Raw genomic sequence first — 17,954 nt, forward strand, 5'->3', positions numbered from 1 at the left:
CGCCGCCCCGCCATGAGCCGGGCGGCGGCCGTTTGGTTCCCTCACCGGCTCCTCAGAGCCGCTTCGCGCTGCGCAGCGTCTTCGCGTAGTAGCCGTTGCCGTCCAGCCGCGACGTACCGCCCTTGTCGCCGATCGTCGGGCCGTTGACCTCTTCGCGGCTGGAGACGAAGATCTGGTGGCCGTCCGTGTCGACGCCCATGTACATCCCGACGTGGTCCAGCCGTTCCTTGGTCCGCGCGTCGAGCTTGAAGAAGACCAGGTCGCCCGGCTGGAGGACGCTGATCGACTTCGGCCGCTCGTACGGCGGCGAGTCCCCGGTCAGCTTGATTATGTCCGTGCCGGCGTTCGAGCGGGCCATCCCGTTCGCCGTGCGCGGCAGACCGTCACCGCTCTTGTCGTCGGCCATCAGCGGGAAGCGGCCGCGGTAGCCGAAGACCGTCCTGATGAAGCCGGAGCAGTCTATGGAGCGGTAGCGCATCTGCTCCGGCTGGATGGTGGTGCCGTCGCGGAAGGTGTACGGGATGCCCAGATAGTCGTAGAAGTCCGACTGTTCGAGCCGGTAGTCCGCGCCCTCGCTGCCCTCGGGGTTTATCGGGCCGAAGTCGGCGTCCCCCGCGTACGGGGTGCCCTCGCCGTCCTCCTTGACCGGGGCACCCTCGACGTACTGGAAGGAGTACGCGAACAGGTCGTCCTCCTCGCTGCCGAAGAACTCCTCGAACCAGTCCTTGAACCACTTCTCCTTCTGCCCGTCCTTGATCCACGGCTCGGGCATCAGCCGCACCCAGTTCTCCGTCACCACCCGTGACTTGGTGCTCGTCGGCTCGGAGAACGTACGGCTCGGCCCGGTCAGCGTCGCGGTGCGCGCGCCGTCGGTGAAGGTGGCCAGCACGGCCCCGCTCCCGGAGCGCAGTACGGAGCGGGCGGGGTTCTTCAGCCGCTCCCACTTCTGCTCGCCGGACTCCGCGTCCCCCGCGGACGTCAGGTCGGGGGTGTCGGTGATCGCCTGCACGGCGGGCGCCTTCGCCTGCTCGTCCTTGCGGAGTTCGACGGTGAGGTACGCGCTGCCGGCGAGCAGCGCGATGACGGTCGCCGCGTGCAGGACACGGCGGCCACCACGCTTCTTGGACTTGGCACTCATGAGAGGTCAGCTCCGTCGGGGTCCGGGTATCGCGGTCACGTGGGCGCCGGTGCGGCCGGTCACGTGGTGGGCAGGGCGCCGAGCAGGATGCCGGCGGTGAGGACGACGTACGCCATGAGCGTGACCGTGCCGGTGGCGAGTATGGTCGCCCCCTTCGGCTGGCGGACGAGCTGGTACGCGATCAGGCCCGGCACGATGAAGCCGAGCGTCTGGTTCGCGTACAGCAGGGGGAACTCCAGCGACAGCACGAGCATCACCGTCGCCTGGAGGAGCACGCCGATGAGCACGACCGCGGAGAACAGCCGCTTGCCGTAGAGGATCACGAAGCGCTGGACGAGAAGCGTGGTCACGTACGTCAGCACGGTCACGCCGACGACCATGGCGGCGCGCTGGAGGTCCTCGACGAGGGTCAGGGCCAGCCAGCCGGGGGTGATCATGCCACCGGGGGAGAGATTGGTCGTCAGGTAGCAGATCAGGGAGAACATCAGGCCCAGGCCGATACCTATGGCGGCGATCTCGGGCGTGAGAACTGCGGGGATCAACGGGGTTCTCCAGGGCTCTGCGGGGGGCGCGGGGTGCGGCCGTACCGGGACTGCTGTTCGGGGTCGGGCTCAGTCGGGGCAGCGGGTTCGGCCGCGGCGCTGTCCGGCATCCGTACGGGCTCGAAGGGGCCGCGGGGACGGGCGGGCTGCTGGTGCTGATAGCGCTGCTCGTACGCCTCGGAGTACGGCTGGAACGGGTCGATGTGCGGTGAGTAGCGGTGGAGCGTCAGCGTCTCCTCGTGGCGCGGGTACGGGGCGGGCGGCGGGATCGGGGCCGTCTGCGCGGGCGGCTGGGCCCTCAGCCGGGCCACCAGTTCGGCGGCCGGTTCGATCGCCCGCCGGGGCGCCTGGTCCGGTACGGCCACCGGGAGCGCCGCCGTCTCCGCCGGGTCACCGGCCGGGTCGGGCACCGCGAGCGCCGTCGATGCGGGAGCCGGGGCGGGAGTCGAGGCGGCCGGGACCGCGTCCGTCCGTGCGTCCGTCCGCGCGTCCGTCTCCGGGTCCGGCGTCTCGTCCGCCGGCAGCTCGGCCAGCTGCTCCAGCAGCAGCTCGCCCTGCCCGTGGATGTTGCCGATCGCGACCAGCGACGTGTCCGGCCCGAGCCGCGACAGCAACTCCCGCATGAACTCCTCCGGATCGCGCTTGTCACCGCCCAGGTCCACCGCGCGCGAGCGCCACTCGGCCGGGATCGCGTCGATCGCGCTCTTGGCCGGGTGGCCGATGACGAAGACCTGGTCCGGCTGGAGGTCGGGGACGATCTCGCCCATCTGGCCGTTGCGCTCGACGCGGTCGGGACGGCAGTTGATGACCACGTTCAGCGGACGGTGGATCGCGCCCAGGTCCAGGAGCTGGTTGATGTTCATCAGCGTCGACTCGGGGTCGTTCGCCGCGAAGACGTTCGCGAACCGCAGCCGCTTGCCGTCCGGAGTGAGGTAGCGCTCGACCGACAGGACTCCCGGGTCCGGCGGCGCGTCGTACATGCCCTGGAGCGCCGTCTCGCGCTCCACGCCCAGCAGTTCGGCGACCTTCAGCGCGATGGCCACGTTCTCCTTGAAGGTGAACCAGCTGAAGCCGCGCAGCTCCTCGTCGCTGACCGTCTCCGGATCCGCGTAGATCAACTGGCAGTTCCGCGCGTCCGCTTCCTCCTGAAGGATGTCGAAACGATCCTTCTCCGCCGTGACGCAGATGCCGTCCTCCGGCATCGAGCGCGACAGCGAGCGCGCCACGTCGTCCAGCGTCGGCCCCATCTCGGCCAGATGGTCCTCACGCACGTTGCACAGCACGCCGATCGTGGAGCGGATCAGCTTGGACTGGTTGATCTCCTGGAGCGCCGGCATGACGGCCATGCACTCGATGACCAGCGCGTCGGGGTTGTACGACGCGGCGCGCCGTACGATCCCGATCTGCTCCACCACGTTGGCGATGCCGAACTTCCGGTAGACCGGCTCCTCGGTGGCGTCCGGGTGGATGAAGCGGGCGGCCGTGCCGGTGGTCTTCGCGACGGTGATCAGATCGCCGCCGCGCAGCGCGCCCGCGCAGAGCCGGGTGATGGAGGACTTGCCGCGGATGCCGTTGACCAGCACGCGGGTGGGGATGCGGTTCAGGTTGGTGAAGTGGCGGCGCTGCTCGACGACGCCCGCGACCAGCAGGAACGCGCAGCACACCATCAGTACGGTGTAGAGGAAGAGCACGGGCGGTCAGTTCCTTCCGGCGGGTGCCTGGGCTGGTGCCTGCGGGGGGACGGGGGCCGGGGCCGCCGTCGCCGCCGCACCGTCCCGCTTGCGCTGTTCGAGCACCTGCTGGCGCAGCAGTTCCAGCGAGCGAGCGATGGCGCCGACCTCGTCGTGGTGGCGCGGGTAGAGCACGGTGCGGCGGTCGCCGCCCGCCAGCGACTCGGCCTGTTTCGCGACTTCGCGCAGCGGCCGGACGACGACGATGTGCAGCCACCCGAGGCACGCGGCCGCGGCGGTGATGCCGAGCAGACCGGCCAGGACGGTGCGGTTCTGGAGGCTGTACTCGGGGATCGCGAGCCCGGCGGCCGGCTGCCAGCTGACGACCATCCAGTTGAGCGACTTGGCCGCCCCGCCGCCGACGAACGGGGCCGCGCCCGCGACCTGCACGCCGCTTCCGTCGCGGTAGACGACGGCCCCGGCGCGTGCGCTCATGCCGGTCTTCTGACCGGTGCCGGCGGCCAGTTCGTCCAGCCGTGCCGAGGGCAGGCCCTCGAAGGCCAGATAGCCGGAATTGCCGCCGAGGACACGCCTCTCGGCGTCGACGACACGGATCTCGCCGAGCCCCGGCCGCTTGAGGAGCGAGTTGATGAAGTCGATCCGGAACTCGCCGACGACGGTGCTGCCGTCGCGTCCGGACAGCTCGGCGTAGCTCGCGATGACGGGTTCCGTACCGGAGTCGTTGAGGACGGCGATGTCGTCGGCGAACGGCCTGCCGTCCTTCCCGCCGTCCTTGCCGCCGTCCTTCGGCGCGTCGGGCAGCCGGGGGGACTCGCCGGAGCGGGCCAGGATCGTGCCGTCGGCCGCGCGTACGTACAGCGAGCGGTAGCGCCCGTGCTCGTTACGGGTGCGGTCCAGCACCTTCGTCATGTCCTCGGGCGAGGTGCGCGCGCCCAGCAGACCGGCGACGGACACCAGGTCCGCGTGGCCCTCGTTGAGCGAGCGCCGCACCCGGTCGGAGAGCGTGTCGGTGCGCTCGCGCTGGTCGTTGGTGACCTGTTCCGGTACGACGGCGGTGGCGTCGGCCCGGTTGACCAGGAGCAGCATCGGGCCGGACCAGACGAGCAGCAGGACGCCGCAGACGACGAGCAGGGCGCGGGCGCCGATCCGGCCCCGGCGCCCCGCCCCGGCCGTGTCCGCTTCGGAACGCTCACCGAGGAGCTGGCGGCGCAGCCGCTCCAGCGCCTGCCCGATCCGGGCGGCCTCGCCGTGGCGGGGCACCCGGACGGGCCGGGTCAGATCGCCCCGGGTGAGCCGGCGGCTCTCCAGGAACAGCCGCAGCAGCGGCCGCTGGACCGTACCGAGCAGGACACCGACGGCGAGTGCGCCGATCAGCAGCAGCGCGCCGGCGGCGAGCAGCCCGAACAGCGGGTCGGTCACCCGTGTCGGGTCCTCGGCCACGTCCACCATGGCGACGACGGTCAGTCCGAGCGAGGTGGCGACGGTGCCCTTGCCGGGCTCCGGACCGGTGAGGGCCGCGTAACCGGCGATGGCGCGGTCACCCTGGAAGGTGCCGCCGCGCAGACTGCCGCTGACGCCCAGGTAACCGCCCTCGCCCGGCACATTGGCCTTGAGAGGGTGCTCCTCCGCACGCTTGGCCGCGACCTTGGCGAACGCCTTCAGCTGCTTCTTGGACCGCTCGACGCCGGTGCGCTGGTCCTCGGTGAGGACCTGCTCGCTCTCCGGGATGCCGTCACTGCTGAGGATGCGCCCGGTGCTGTCGATGACGGCGATGGAGCGGAACTTGCCGAGGCTTATACCGGGGAAGCGCAGACTGCTGGAGGCGATGAGCAGTTGCTGGGGCTGCCCTTCCCAGGACAGGAGCTGGAGGGAGAGCAGCCGGGTCTCGCCGTTGGCGAGGCGCACCATACGGGGGCTGAGACCGTCCTTCTCGGAGAGCTTGGAGGTGTCGATCGCGGTGACGGGAACGTTCTCGCCGCGGGCCGCGAGCATCTTGCCCGAGGAGATCTCGACGACCGCGGTGCCCACCCACTTCTGGTAGACGCTGCCGATCTTGTCGACCACGGCGTCCGGCTGGGCCGGGTCCCCCGCGTTGAACAGTCCCGCGGTTCTCGCCAGGTCCGCGGCGCTCTCGTCGATGGAGGCGCGCATCGCCACCGCGCCGTCCTCGGCGAAGTGCTGCTGCGAGGTCATGACGGCCTTCGGTACGGACTCCTCACCCGCGCGGCCGAAGCCGAGGGCGGTGATTCCGGCGAGGCTGAGCAGCAGCGCGGACAGGATCGCGATGGGTGGGCGGATGCCGCCCAGGAGGGACATGTCGGCCCGCCTGCGGACCTTGTGCCGTCGCTTCGCGGGCGAAGCGGCCATGAGCGTTCCCTTTCGGATGTTCGTGATCGGCGGGCGCTGTGCGTGCGTGCGGGCGCGCGGAAAACAGCCCCAGCCGGAAGGGTCCGACTCGCAGGCCTTGGGGAAGGTTGCACGAAGAGTTACGGGTGTGATCTACGCGACGTTTGGACTGAGTGATTCCGTCAACGCGCGCGAGTCGTCACGGTTTCCGCCCAATCGGGCGCACCGCTCGGGGCTCGCTCAGTCGGGCAGCTCGCTCAGCGGACGCAGACCGTCCTTCGAGGCACCCCGGTTGAGCATCGTGCCCCGGGTGCGTTCGAAGGCGAGCCGGTACTGGGCGCGCTCCTCGGCCGACAGATCCTTGTCCGCGCGCAGCGCGCCCGCGATGTCCAGCAGCCGGTGGTCCTTGGCCGCGCCCTTGGTGCCCGCACCGCCCTCGGTGGACTGCTCGACGCCCGCGCCGTCCGTGCCGCTCTCCTCGCCCTCCTCCGGCGGAATGGTGACGAAGGTCGGTGCGTACCGTGCCTGCACGTCCCAGCCGCCGCCGGACTTCTTCCGGAACTCGAACCAGCCTATGGCGCCTTCCTCGGTCAGCCCTGACGGCACGTCGTGCCGGGCGAGCTGGTTCCCGAGGCCGTACGCGATCCAGGTGCCGTCCACCTTCTCCATCGGCTGCACCACATGCGCGTGGTGGCCGATGACCAGGTCGATCCCGGTCTCCTTCGCGATCCGCCGGCCCAGTTTGAGCTGCGAGGCGCTGGGGTCGGGATGGTGCTCGCGTCCCCAGTGGATGCTGAGGATCACCGCCTCCGCGCCCGCCTCGCGGGCGGCCTTCTCGGCGGCGGCGATGGCGTCGAACGAGTTCTCGTTGGCGAGCCAGGGCTTGTCGGCCGGTATCTCGCGGCCGTTGAACCCGAAGGCGTACGACAGCTGCGCCACCCGTACGCCCTTGACGTCCACGATCAGCGGCTTCGCGCCCTCGGCGGCGCTGCGCGCGGAACCGGTGTGCTTCAGCCCGGCCGCGTCCAGGGCGTCCAGGGTGCGGGTGACGCCCTTGGGGCCGTCGTCCAGCGTGTGGTTGGACGCGGTCGAGCAGGTGTCGTACCCCGTCTTCTTGATCGCGGTGGTGATCTGCGGCGGCACCAGGAAGTCGGGGAAGCTGCGGAAGGGGCCCTTCGGCCCGGCGACCACCGGCTCGAAGTGACAGATGGCCAGATCGGCCTTGCTGATGACGGGCTTCACCCCGGCCATGATCTTGCCGAAGTCCGGGTCCGGGACATCGGCGCCGACCTTCTTGCCGACCGCCTCGGGGACCTGGGTGACACCCGCGTCCCGGTACGCCTGCTCGGTGAGCTGCGGGTGGATGAGGATGTCGCCCGCGGCGGCGACGGTGAACGCGGGATCGCCCTTGGGCGCCGCGTCGTCGCTGTCGCCGCCGGCGAGTGAACAGCCCGCGGCGGTCGTCGCGAGAAGCGCGATCACGAGCGCGGCGGTGCTCCGGAGCAGGCGGGGGCCCCGGTTGGAGGAGTGTCTGTGTGGTCTCACCCTGATATTTTCACTGCAATATGAGCCCTGATCCGACCAAAAAGGTAACGGTAACGACAAAAGTGGCCCAAAAAGCCCTGCTCGTCGTGCTCCTTGTGGCGGCTGCCGCCGTGGTCGTCCCAGCGCTCGACAGCCCCCGCACCGATACCCGGCCGCCCCACCCCGGCCCCACCGAGGCCGCGCCCGGCCTGGAGCAACGGCTCGCCTCGTACGCCACCGACGTCGTCGCCGACGCCCACTACCGGCCGCCCGGCCGCACCGAACGCGAGACCCTGGCCGAGGGCGTCGCGCTGTACCTGGACGGCGAGCACGAGCGCGCCGCGCGCCGACTGGTCGAGGTCGGCTTCGGCGTACGGACCGTGCGGGACACACCGCGCGACGGGGACGGACCCGGCCGCCGGTACGCGGAGATCGCCGACCGTACGGACGAGACCCGGCGCGGCTGGGGACGGGTGTACGTCGACCTCGACACCGCTCCCCGCTACAGCGTCCAGGTCCCGCACCCGGTCGCCGACGCGTACACCGACCGGCTCGGCGCGGGCGTGCTGCGCGGCGCGCCCGGCGGGGTCCTGGTCATCGCCGGCGCCCACCGCCGGGCGGGCGAGGGAAACGCGGCCGATGTCGCCCACCGCCAGGACACCGTCTTCCACGCGGTCGCCGCCGAACTCGTCGACCGCGGGTTCCCCGGCATCCAGGTGCACGGCTACGCCGACAGCAGCGTGCCCGGCCGCGACGTCGTGGTCTCCACCGGCGCGGGCGACCGCGCCCTCCCGCAGGCACGCACACTCGCGGGCGCCCTGGCCGGCGACGGGTTCGAGGTCTGCCGGGCCTGGGAGGAGAAGTGCCCGCTGGAGGGCCGCAACAACACCCAGGGGAAGCTCGCCGCGGCCGAGGGCGTGCCGTTCCTGCACATCGAGGTGAGCCGGGCCGTACGGGGCGACACGGCACGCTCGGCCCGCGCGGTCGCGGCGATGGCGGCGGCGGTCCGCGAGTGGGGCGCACGCACCGGAAATTGACCTGCGCGCGGCCCGCCCCCTGATGCACAGTGACCGCCATGACTTCTCGCGTACGACACGTGACCATCGACTGCGCCGACGCCTACCGCCTCGGCACCTTCTGGGCGGAAGTGCTCGGCGCCAAGGTGTCCGACGAGGACGAACCCGGCGACGACGAGGCACTGGTGGCCGCCGACGGCATCACGCTGCTCTTCGTGCAGGTCCCGGAGGGCAAGTCGGCGAAGAACCGCGTCCACGTGGACCTCGAACCCCAGGACGTCACCCGCGAGGAGGAGATCGAACGCCTCCTGTCCCTGGGCGCCACCCTGGTGTCGGACCACCGCCGCCCGGACGGCCTCGGCTGGGCGACGCTGGCGGACATCGAGGGCAACGAGTTCTGCGTCGAACGGAGCAAGGGGGAACGGGCGGCGGCTGCCGGGCACTGAGGGGGACGCACCAGAACGCGTGCGGTGGCGGCCTCGGCGCGCTCCGTCACAGGACGGCGCACGCCCCGCAGGTGGACCGCACCCGCTGTTCATGTCCGGGACAGCAGACCGTCCCGTCACTCCGGCTAAGACCTTCACGGGACGGTCCCATGGTGGGTTCGCCATGTTCGCGACACGAGAGTGATCACCCTCATGCCTCAGACCCACCGACCGCGCACCACCGTCGGCCGCCTCACGCTGTTCACCGCACTCGCCGTGCTCGCCACAGCCATGCCCCAGTCGGCCGTCGCGGTCGGTGAACTGCCCGGCGTGCGGCCGACCGCGGAGACCCCCGCCGTGTACGACGACGAGGCGGGCGGCAACGCGGACGCCGACGACCCGGCGATCTGGCGCAACCCCGCCGACCCGGCCCGCAGCCTCGTCGTCGCCACGCTCAAGGAGGGCGGCCTGCGCGTCTACGACCTCGACGCCCGGGAAGTGCAGGCGGTGGCGGCGCCCGAAGCCCCCGGCCCGGACGACGCCCCCGGCCGGTTCAACAACGTCGACCTCGTGCACGGCATGAAGGTCGGTCCCCGCAGGAGCGACCTGGCCGTCACCAGCGACCGCGGCAGCGACCGGCTGCGGATCTACCGCGTCGACGGTGGCAACGCCGACGCCCCGCTCACCGACGTCACCGACCCCTCCGCGCCGGCGATCTTCTCCTCCTCGCAGGAGGAGATCAACGAGCAGCGCACCGCGTACGGCCTCGCCACCTGGACCGACCCGTCCAACGGTCGCGCGTACGCGGTGGTCAGCCAGCGTGAGCGCACGGCCCTGCGTCTGCTGGAGCTGACCGCGAAGGCTGACGGCACGGTCTCCTACCGGACGGTGCGCACGCTGAAGCTGCCGTCCGAGTTCAAGCTGCCGAAGGGCGGGACCTGGACCCCGTGCGGTGAGCCGGGCGAACTGCCCCAGGTCGAGGGCATGGTGGTGGACCCCGAGAGCGGCACGCTCTACGCGGGTCAGGAGAACGTCGGCATCTGGCGTCTGGGCGCCGACCTCAAGGGCAAGCCGAAGCTGATCGACAAGGTCCGCGAGTACGGGGTGCCCGGCACGTACGACGAGGAGACCGAGGAGTGCGTCCCCGGCAAGGACCCCGGCTACGGCGGCACGCACCTGTCGGCCGACGTCGAGGGACTGACCCTGCTCCACCGGAAGGGCGGTGAAGGCTACCTGCTCGCCTCAAGCCAGGGCGACAACAGCTTCGCGGCGTACGCGTGGGGGCGCGGCGACGGGTACGAAGGCGGCTTCAGGGTGACGGCCGCCTCCGAAACCCTCGACGGCACCGAGGAGAGCGACGGCGCCGCCGTCCTCAACAAGCCGCTGGGCGCGAAGTACCCGAACGGCCTGCTGGTGGTCCAGGACGGCGACGACAAGCCGGGCGAGCCGGACCGGGACGCCACGAACTTCAAGTTCGTGGACCTCAAGCCCGTGCTCGAAGCACTGGACGACCGACGCTAGAACTCGCCGCCGACGAGAGCGCCGACAAAGGCGGTCCAGGCGGCGCCGGTGAGGATGAAGGCGGGGCCGTGGGGGTTCTTGGAATCGCGTACGGCCATGGCTCCGCCGGGGAGTTGGGCGCCTTCGACGCAGGCTCCGCCCTGGTCGTTGCTGTAGCTCGACTTGAACCAGCTGGCGTTGGCGAGCGTGTCAGCCGTGGTGGTCATCGGTATCAATGCTCCTTCATCGCGTTCTTGATCATGCTCAAGGACTCCTGCGGTCCCGGAGCCATGGCTTGTAGGTCGGTAAAGACTTCCTCGTGGCGCTCCACGTCCGCCTCACGTCGGCTCACCCAGCCGTCGGCCAAGTTCTCAAAGTAGATGATCGGCTTGAGCGCGACCCGGTCACGGAACTGGAAGATCGTAAACGCCCCGTTCATACCCGGGTGCCTTCCCAGCTTGAACGGCACTACCTGGACCCGGACGTTGGGCGCTGCGGCGGCCTCAACGATGTGCGCGAGTTGAGCGCGCATGATCTCCGGGCCTCCGACTCGTCGGTGCAGCACGGACTCGTTGATGATCGCCGTGAGTTTGAGCGGTGGAGTCCGACGCAGGACCTTTTGCCGTGTCATTCGCACCTCAACGAGTCGATCGATCTCCTCCGTGCTGAGCCCCTGGTGGGCGTGCTGGTGGATTACGCGGACGTAGTCCTCGGTCTGGAGCAGACCGGGGACGTACTCGGCTTCGTAGTTCTGCACGGCCGAGGCAGTGGCCTCCAGTCCCAGGTGGGCTTTGAATCCTGGGCTGATCACCGGTCGGTACTGTGGTGACTGCCACCAGTCCCGCCGGGTCTTGGTGACTGCCGCATAGCCCTTCAGCACCTCGGTCGTCTCCGGTTCTGCCGTGTAGATCTGGCAGAGCGCCATGACATCGGCCGTCTCGACGGACGCATTCTCACCCGTCTCCAGGCGGGTCAGCTTCGACGGGCTCCAGAGCAGCTTCCTCGTTACCTGACGCGACGTCAGTCCGGCATTTTGCCGCAGTTCGCGGAGCTCGCTCCCGAGTTGGAGACGGCACAGAGCGGGCGTTGCCGACTCGATGTCCGTGATCATCTGCTGTCCCATCTGTGTGCTGCCCAGTGTGTCGGTGTTGGTTCGGCCTTCACAAGAACGTTCTGCGTCTGAGCGGGAGCCGCCGAGTCTTGGCGCGAACGCCCCTGACAGGCAAGGGAATTCGCGAAGAAACTTGCTCGCAGAATCCCGTCAGAACAGTCCCGGTAGAGCCCGGTCTGATGCGAGGCTATACGCGCAGCTCACGCACCGCAGTCGATTCAACTCATTGCGTGAGCATGGAGATTCGACGACAAGGACTCCCATGCCTCCCACGACGCGCAGCGCAACTCCCGCCCCACCCACCGCAGTCGACATACAGGACGACGCCGTCCGCCTGGACATCTCCTTCCGCCCTCACACCCGCCGCGTCGCGCACCTGCGCCACATCGCGGGCTCGCTCCTCGCCGAGGGCGGCATCGGGCAGGACGTGGTCGAGACCGTGCAGCTGCTCGTCAGCGAGATCGTCACCAACGCCGTCGTGCACGGGCACACCGACCGCGTGCGGTTCTCGGTCTCCTACGACCGGAGCGGGCGCGACGACGTGCTGATCGAGGTGGACGACGGGCACCCCGCGCGGATCAAGGTGCGCAGCCCGGAGAGCGACGACGAGACCGGTCGGGGCATGTTCCTCGTGGACGCGCTCGCACGCGCCTGGGGCCGACACGGCACCCGTACGTGGTGCACGGTCGCCACCGGGGAGGCGCCATGACGCCCGACCGCCGCACGCCCGGCGCCCATTGGCCTCACCAGGCGCCGAGGTTCACCCACGACCCGGACACGCTCCGCCGGCTCCTCGACGCACTCAACCGTGACCACCCCATCGACTTCGCGACCATCTCCCGCACCGTCACCGAGGCCCTGGGCGCCCAACTCCCGCCAGAGCGCGCCTGGGTGGACATCACCACGCTCAAGCTGCGCGGCCATCTGCAACTCCTGCTGACGGAGTACGACGGGGACACCGCCGTCCCCGCCACACTCGCCCTGCACAGGGACGCCTACCGGCTGCTCGCACTCTGCGACACCTTCGACGCGGACACCCCGCCCCTGCACGCGTACGAACTGATGCGCGCGCTGGCCGGGACCACCCGTTCGTTCGCCGACCTCCATGCCGCGGGGGAACGGGACCGGTGAGTACGGCCAAGGCCCAGGCCTGGTGCGGTTGCTGATCCGTCATGTCCAAGTGATGACGTCTGTCACTGCCCGCCCGGCGGCGCCGGAAGAAGACTTGAGGTCAGGTCGCGGTACTCGCACGTACTCAGGGGAGTGGGGGCATGTTCAACAGCTTTCGGCACCGTCTGGCCGTACGCCGGGTCAAGCCCGGTGACGGGCGCCCGCTGAAGCGCTTCCGGTGGTGGCAGTTGATCGGCCGCTCACTGTTCTACCTCCGTCTGCCGCACGGCGACGGCCGGCAGACGGTCTACGCCGTCGACGTCAGACAGTGGGGGAACAAGGAGTCCGGCGAGGTCGAGGCCGATCTGTACCTCGACGGCAGGCACCACGCCAGGTCGAAACTCCCGGCGGTCCTCCCCGTCCCCGGCGGCACCGTCGAAGTGCGGGCCAGCGCGTTCGGGCTCAAGCGCTGCCACTACGTCACCGCCGAGGGGGCCGCGTACCAACTCGTCCCGGACCCGGCCTCCGCCGAAGGGCGCCGCGCGCGGCTCGACCGCTCGCACCCCGTGCTGAGCCGCTGGATCGGCTTCGTCTCGGCCCTCGTGCTGGCGGGCGCGCTGCTTCTTCTCATACCGCAGCTCGTCCAGCCGCTCACCGAGGTGCCCCCGGTCGCCGAGCACATCGGGACCTTCGACTCGCCCGTCCGTCTGCCGCTGTGGCTCAACATCACGGTCACGGCCGCCAGTGTGACGGCCGCCATGGAGCGGGCGCTGCGGCTGCGCTACAACTGGCTGCTCGACGGCGCGGCGGGCTGACCCGCGACGGGCCGGCCCGCGGTTCAGTCCCGCGGCGGCCCCGTCCTGTCAGTAGTAGCCCTTCTCCCCGTCCACCAGCTCCCGCACGATGTCCAGGTGCCCCGCGTGCCTCGCGGTCTCCTCGATCATGTGGAGCAGCATCCAGCGCAGGCTCGCCGCCCCCGACCGGAAGTCCTTGTTGCGGCCCACGTCGTCCAGCGACGCCTCCGCGACGATCGCGTTCGACACCGCGCACTGCTCCTCGTACTCGGCGAGGAGTTGGGCCAGCGGGATGCCCTCGGTCATCATGTCCGCGTCCTGCGGCCCGTCGTCGAAGTGCGGGCCCGTGGCGGGGTGGTTCAGGAACAGGACCTCGAACCAGCAGTGCTCGACCCAGCGCAGGTGGGAGACGAGACCCGTCACGGTCATGAAGGGCGAGGTCGACAGCACGGTGCGGTGGGCCGCCTCCTCCGACAGCCCCTCGCACTTCCAGTGCACGATCCGTCGCTGCATGTCGAGCCAGCCGAGCAGTTGGGTGCGTTCGTCGGCGGTGAAGTCGGGGCGCACGGGCGAGGTGGTCATGGGCGGGCAACGTACCGGACCCCCACCGGCGTCGCACCGCGTTTTCCGGTGCCCCTACGCTTGCCGTTCCACCCGACGAGCCCGAGAGGTCCCGCCCCTGATGCCGATGCCCGTCCCGGTGGCCGGATATCTCCGGCACCACGGTTTTGAGACTCATGAGTCCCCCGACGGGCGACACGTGCACGGTGCGCGGAACGGGTACTCGGTCGCCGTGCGATTCGCCGAGGACGACCTGATCGCGGCCGTCTCTCACGGTGCTCGTACGTGACCGCAGAGTGCCCGAACCGTGTCCGAATAGCCCGCAAACGTCCCTTGGCGACTTTCATGCTGTCGAACGTGATCGTTCCCGGCTCGCGCGGGGATCGTTTGCCGTTCGGATGGGGTGCCGTGTCATGTCGGCCAAAACGTGAGAAAGGCCGGATTGACACTGAGTCAGACGGACACGGGGTGTAGTCATCACAGCAAACGACCCACAAACGACCCCTGTCCGGTGCTGCAACGAGAGCGGGAAATCGGCACTGTGTAAGGGCGCCTGCCACCGGTAGGGCGAGTTCCGGTTCCGCTGGCCGATCTGAGAGCACCGATCAGTTCTGACCATGTTGACAGTTGACAGATGTCTCATTCGAGAGGGCTGTACAGGCGCATGAGTGGCTATTTCACTACGGAGTTCCATGAACGTCTCAGGGCGCAGGTCCGGGCGTTCGCGGAGGCCGAGGTCCGACCCCGAATACCCGAGATGGAGGCGTCCAGAGCCGTCCAGCACGAGCTGTCCCAGCTCATCGCCTGGCAGGGCTGGCTGGGTGTCACCATCGATCCCGCGTACGGCGGCATGGGCGCCGGCCACGTCGCGAAGACCATCATCATCGAGGAACTGTCGCGCGTCAGCGGCGCCATGGGCGCCATGGTGCAGGCCTCGCAGCTCGGTGTCGCGAAGATCAACCACTTCGGCAACGACATCCAGAAGAAGACCTGGCTCCCGGAGATCGCCGCCGGCGGCTGTCTGCCGACCATCGCCGTGACCGAGGCCGGTTCCGGCGGCCACGTGCTCGGCATGGAGGCGACCGCCCACCGCGACGGTGACGACTACATCCTCAACGGCGCCAAGGTCTTCGTCGGCAACTCGCACGTCGGCGATCTGCACGGTGTCGTGGTGCGCACAGGACCGGGCAGCAAGGGCCTCTCCGCGTTTCTCGTGGAGGCGGACCGCCCGGGCTTCTCCCTGGCCCCGCACCGGCCCGCCATGGGCCTGCACGGCTTCTCCTTCGGCGAGCTGATCTTCGACAACTGCCGGGTGCCCGCGGCCAATCTGCTCGGCAACGAGGGCGACGGGCTGCCCGTCGCGTACTCGTCGAGCATCCTCTACGGCCGGGCCAACCTGACCGCGGTCGCGCTGGGCATCCACCGGGCGATCCTGGAGGAGACGGTCGCGTTCGCGACGGCTCGCCAGCGCTACGGCGCCCCGCTGTCCGAACTCCCCACGATCAAGCAGAAGCTGGGGAAGATGCAGTCGCAGTTCATGACGGCGCGGCTGACGGCGTACCACGCGGTGCACCTGCTCGATCAAGGGCTGCCGTGCGACGCCGAGTTGATGAACGCCAAGCTGGTGAACGTCGAGTCGGCGATGGACTCCGCCCGGGCCGCCATGGAGGTCCACGCGGCCATCGGCCTCTCGACGGACCGCCCCATCGAGCGCTACACGCGCGACGCGTTCCACATCTTCGCGCCGGCCGGCACGTCGGACATCCAGCTCCAGCGGCTGGCGGAGACGGCGCTGGGCACCTCGAAGGGTGACTGGTCACGACGACTGGCCGCCCACGCGGGTGCGGGAGCGGCCGCTGTCGTCGGCTGAACACGTTCCTCGCCGGCCTCCGCCGGCTCACCCCGGCCTCGCCGGACGGGCTGCCAACCGCGGCTCGTCCGGCGAGGCCGGCGGCGGTTACTGGCGCGGACCGCCGCCGGTGCGCTGGTAGATCAGGCGCATCAACTGGTCGCGGCTCTCCTTGATGAGCTGGAGGGTGTCGCGGCCCGTCTCCTTGCCGCGCGGGTCCGTACCCACGAAGCAGACCGTTCCCAGGACCGTGTCCGTGCGCTCGTCGATGAGCGGGGCGCCGGCGTAGGTGCGGATACCGATCAGGTCCACCACCTCGTTCGAGGCGAACCGCGGATACGCGTACACGTCCGGAAGCACCAGCGCCTTGCGGCGGTTGAGGACGTCCGGGCAGTAGCCGTGGTCCCGGGACATGATCCGGCTCACCTCGGGGTTGCCGCCCGCCTCGGGACCGCCCGGCCCCGACTGGGCCGCGGACGGCGTGTGCAGACCGGCGAAGAACTGGTGGCCGGTGATGAAGTTGACCATCGCGTACGGAGCACCCGCCGCCTGCGCGAGCTGCGTCGCGAACGCGTCGAACTCGGCGTCGGGCATGTCCCCGAGGCCCAGTTCACGCAGCCGGGCCTCGCGGTGCGCCAATTCCCGGTCGGGCGCGGGGAGATGCAGCCCCGCTTCGGTGTCGTAGGTCATGAAGTGGCTCCCAGATCGCTGGAGTGCTGAAGGGGTGATGCGGGGGGCGGGGTGTGGACGGCCCGCTCCCGCGTGCGGCGGAGCGAGACCGAGTGCGCGTAACTGACGAGGGAGACCAGTACGTGCTTCGCCGACGCGGGGTCGCGTGCGTCGCAGAGCAACACCGGTACGTCCGCCCTGAGTTCGAGCGCCTCGCGGACCTCTTCCGAGCTGTAGCGGTAGGCGTCCTCCGCGTCGAACTCGTTCACGGCGACGACGAAGGGCACATCACGGCTCTCGAAGTACTCGACGGCGGCGAAGCAGTCCAGCAGCCGGCGGGTGTCGGCCAGGACGACGGCCCCGATGGCGCCCAGCGACAGATCGTCCCAGGTGAACCAGAACCGCTGCTGACCCGGAGTGCCGAACAGCAGCAGCACCATGTTCTGCTTCTGGAGGGTGATCCGGCCGAAGTCCAGGGCCACCGTGGTGGTGGCCTTGTTCTCGATGCCCTCCAGCCGGTCGGTGCCCGTCCTGCTGCTCGCGGAGGTCAGGGTCTCCTCCGTCGAGAGCGGCTTGATCTCGCTGACCGCGCCGATCATGGTGGTCTTGCCCACGCCGAAGCCGCCACCGACCACGATCTTCAGGGCGATGGGATCGTCAGACGACATAGGTTCGTAGCCCCTCAAGCACTGCCTCCAGCAGATTCGGATCTTTCGGGTCGGCCGTTCTCGTGGGCATCGCCATGATCAACGCTCCCTCGTCCAGCAGGTCGGAGAGCAGGATCTTCGCCACCTGGACCGGCTGGCCCAGGGTGGCGGCGACCTCGGCCACCGACCGTGCCTCGCCGCGGCAGAGCGCGAGACAGTGGGCCGCCTCCGGACTGAGGTAGCCCTCCGGCGCCGTGGCCCGTGCCTTCAGGAGCGACGACAGACTCATCTCGTTCGTGGGCCGCGTGCGCCCACCCGTCAGGGCGTACGGACGGATCTCGTGCTCGTCGTCGTCCACCCAGGGGGTACCGTCTAAGGCCGCCATGATCAGTGCACCCGGTCGTCGACGGAGGACTGACGCAGCCGCGGAGGCGTACTCAGGTGCTCGGGCACGCTCTTGACCAGCTGCCCCATCTCGAAACCGACCGCGCCGAGATCGGCGCTGTCGGAAGCCAGCACACCCAGCACGGCCCCGGGGCCGGCCATGGAAACGAAGAGCAGCCCGTTGTCGTGCTCGACCACCACCTGCCTGACCCTGCCGTCGGCGGGACCCTTGATGTCACGGACGCCGCCGGCCAGCGAGCACAACGCGGTGCTGATCGCGCTCAGCTTGTCCGCCGAGTCGATGCTCAGACCGTAGGAATGCTTGCGCACTCCGTCACTGGAAGCCAGGACGGCGCCTTCCGTACCGGGGACGCGCCTGATGAAATCAGCCATCAACCAGTCCAGATCGGGCTGCTGGGCCGAAAAACCTTCGTTTGGCAAGAGAGTGACTCCGTAAGTGGTTGGGCTACCGCCGCGGGCAGCGTCAGCTCGACTGGTCGGGGGGCCCCTGCGGGCCGTCTTCCGAGCTGGCGAGCCTGATGCCTGAGGCGAAACGAGCCATCAGATCCGGATTCGGTGCGACGACCTCCCGGTCGGCGTCGGCGAGCCGCGGGAACTCCGGTCCGCGGTACGTCTCGCTCCGCCGG

At 69.9% G+C, this 17,954-nt stretch carries 19 protein-coding genes; 7 read left to right on the top strand and 12 right to left on the bottom strand.

Annotated elements, in window-relative coordinates; translation table 11 throughout:
* Positions 1-52: 52 nt before the first annotated feature.
* The 5 genes from GXP76_RS14295 to GXP76_RS14315 form a co-directional block, all read right to left on the bottom strand.
* Positions 53-1,138 carry a C40 family peptidase gene (locus tag GXP76_RS14295; protein WP_242571897.1) on the bottom strand — a complete coding sequence of 362 codons (1,086 nt, stop codon included), beginning with the start codon at positions 1,136-1,138 and terminating at the stop codon, positions 53-55.
* A gap of 59 nt (positions 1,139-1,197) precedes the next feature.
* Positions 1,198-1,680 (bottom strand): poly-gamma-glutamate biosynthesis protein PgsC/CapC, encoded by a 483-nt coding sequence (locus GXP76_RS14300; RefSeq protein ID WP_078076708.1) that lies wholly within the window; start codon positions 1,678-1,680, stop codon positions 1,198-1,200.
* Positions 1,677-3,371 carry a poly-gamma-glutamate synthase PgsB gene (gene pgsB, locus GXP76_RS14305; protein ID WP_242571898.1) on the bottom strand — a complete coding sequence of 565 codons (1,695 nt, stop codon included), beginning with the start codon at positions 3,369-3,371 and terminating at the stop codon, positions 1,677-1,679. Before pgsB ends, GXP76_RS14300 begins: the two co-directional genes overlap by 4 nt.
* 6 nt (positions 3,372-3,377) lie before the next feature.
* Positions 3,378-5,738: a HAMP domain-containing protein gene (locus GXP76_RS14310; protein ID WP_242571899.1), complete on the bottom strand. Its 2,361-nt coding sequence runs from the start codon at positions 5,736-5,738 to the stop codon at positions 3,378-3,380.
* Between the two features lie 219 nt (positions 5,739-5,957).
* On the bottom strand, positions 5,958-7,268 hold the full coding sequence (locus GXP76_RS14315) for a CapA family protein (RefSeq protein WP_374361018.1): 1,311 nt from the start codon (positions 7,266-7,268) through the stop codon (positions 5,958-5,960).
* Between the two features lie 56 nt (positions 7,269-7,324).
* Here GXP76_RS14315 and GXP76_RS14320 point away from each other — a divergent pair, with 56 nt between their 5' ends.
* The 3 genes from GXP76_RS14320 to GXP76_RS14330 all read left to right on the top strand — a co-directional run bounded on the left by GXP76_RS14320 (position 7,325) and on the right by GXP76_RS14330 (position 10,203).
* Positions 7,325-8,278, top strand: a complete 954-nt coding sequence (locus GXP76_RS14320; RefSeq protein ID WP_242571901.1) for a hypothetical protein — start codon at positions 7,325-7,327, stop codon at positions 8,276-8,278.
* Between the two features lie 38 nt (positions 8,279-8,316).
* The gene (locus GXP76_RS14325; protein WP_242571902.1) at positions 8,317-8,703 is read left to right on the top strand and encodes a VOC family protein; all 387 of its coding nucleotides are present in this window, start codon (positions 8,317-8,319) and stop codon (positions 8,701-8,703) included.
* Between the two features lie 192 nt (positions 8,704-8,895).
* The gene (locus GXP76_RS14330) at positions 8,896-10,203 is read left to right on the top strand and encodes a phytase (protein WP_242571903.1); all 1,308 of its coding nucleotides are present in this window, start codon (positions 8,896-8,898) and stop codon (positions 10,201-10,203) included.
* Here GXP76_RS14330 and GXP76_RS14335 read toward each other — a convergent pair.
* Together GXP76_RS14335 and GXP76_RS14340 are read right to left on the bottom strand one after the other, a co-directional pair.
* Entirely contained in the window at positions 10,200-10,409 is a 210-nt protein-coding gene (locus GXP76_RS14335; protein ID WP_242571904.1) for a DUF397 domain-containing protein, read from the bottom strand. The two genes, GXP76_RS14330 and GXP76_RS14335, sit on opposite strands and share 4 nt — an antisense overlap.
* Before the next feature lie 5 nt (positions 10,410-10,414).
* A complete protein-coding gene (locus GXP76_RS14340; protein WP_242571913.1) occupies positions 10,415-11,293 on the bottom strand; it encodes a helix-turn-helix transcriptional regulator in 879 nt (292 codons plus the stop codon).
* Between the two features lie 262 nt (positions 11,294-11,555).
* Here GXP76_RS14340 and GXP76_RS14345 point away from each other — a divergent pair, with 262 nt between their 5' ends.
* From GXP76_RS14345 to GXP76_RS14355, 3 genes are all read left to right on the top strand, one after another.
* Positions 11,556-12,002, top strand: coding sequence for an ATP-binding protein (locus tag GXP76_RS14345; RefSeq protein ID WP_242571905.1), 447 nt, complete (start codon positions 11,556-11,558; stop codon positions 12,000-12,002).
* The gene (locus tag GXP76_RS14350; protein ID WP_242571906.1) at positions 11,999-12,424 is read left to right on the top strand and encodes a DUF6415 family natural product biosynthesis protein; all 426 of its coding nucleotides are present in this window, start codon (positions 11,999-12,001) and stop codon (positions 12,422-12,424) included. Before GXP76_RS14345 ends, GXP76_RS14350 begins: the two co-directional genes overlap by 4 nt.
* A gap of 140 nt (positions 12,425-12,564) precedes the next feature.
* Entirely contained in the window at positions 12,565-13,218 is a 654-nt protein-coding gene (locus GXP76_RS14355) for a hypothetical protein (RefSeq protein WP_242571907.1), read from the top strand.
* 48 nt (positions 13,219-13,266) lie between these two features.
* Here the strand turns inward: GXP76_RS14355 and GXP76_RS14360 are convergent, their stop codons facing one another.
* Positions 13,267-13,779 (bottom strand): DinB family protein, encoded by a 513-nt coding sequence (locus GXP76_RS14360; RefSeq protein WP_242571908.1) that lies wholly within the window; start codon positions 13,777-13,779, stop codon positions 13,267-13,269.
* 643 nt (positions 13,780-14,422) lie between these two features.
* Here GXP76_RS14360 and GXP76_RS14365 point away from each other — a divergent pair.
* On the top strand, positions 14,423-15,628 hold the full coding sequence (locus GXP76_RS14365; RefSeq protein ID WP_242571909.1) for an acyl-CoA dehydrogenase family protein: 1,206 nt from the start codon (positions 14,423-14,425) through the stop codon (positions 15,626-15,628).
* 87 nt (positions 15,629-15,715) lie between these two features.
* Here GXP76_RS14365 and GXP76_RS14370 read toward each other — a convergent pair whose 3' ends face one another.
* The 4 genes from GXP76_RS14370 to GXP76_RS14385 are packed head-to-tail and all read right to left on the bottom strand — an operon-like array spanning position 15,716 to position 17,700.
* Positions 15,716-16,297: a GAF domain-containing protein gene (locus GXP76_RS14370; RefSeq protein WP_242571910.1), complete on the bottom strand. Its 582-nt coding sequence runs from the start codon at positions 16,295-16,297 to the stop codon at positions 15,716-15,718.
* Complete coding sequence (locus GXP76_RS14375; protein ID WP_242571911.1) at positions 16,294-16,944, bottom strand: ATP/GTP-binding protein; 651 nt, start codon at positions 16,942-16,944, stop codon at positions 16,294-16,296. Before GXP76_RS14375 ends, GXP76_RS14370 begins: the two co-directional genes overlap by 4 nt.
* On the bottom strand, positions 16,934-17,308 hold the full coding sequence (locus GXP76_RS14380) for a DUF742 domain-containing protein (RefSeq protein WP_078076724.1): 375 nt from the start codon (positions 17,306-17,308) through the stop codon (positions 16,934-16,936). Before GXP76_RS14380 ends, GXP76_RS14375 begins: the two co-directional genes overlap by 11 nt.
* Positions 17,309-17,310: 2 nt before the next feature.
* Positions 17,311-17,700 carry a roadblock/LC7 domain-containing protein gene (locus tag GXP76_RS14385; protein ID WP_147878531.1) on the bottom strand — a complete coding sequence of 130 codons (390 nt, stop codon included), beginning with the start codon at positions 17,698-17,700 and terminating at the stop codon, positions 17,311-17,313.
* Positions 17,701-17,954: the final 254 nt, after the last annotated feature.

It is taken from the genome of Streptomyces sp. NP-1717, assembly GCF_022695985.1.
Lineage (GTDB): Bacteria > Actinomycetota > Actinomycetes > Streptomycetales > Streptomycetaceae > Streptomyces.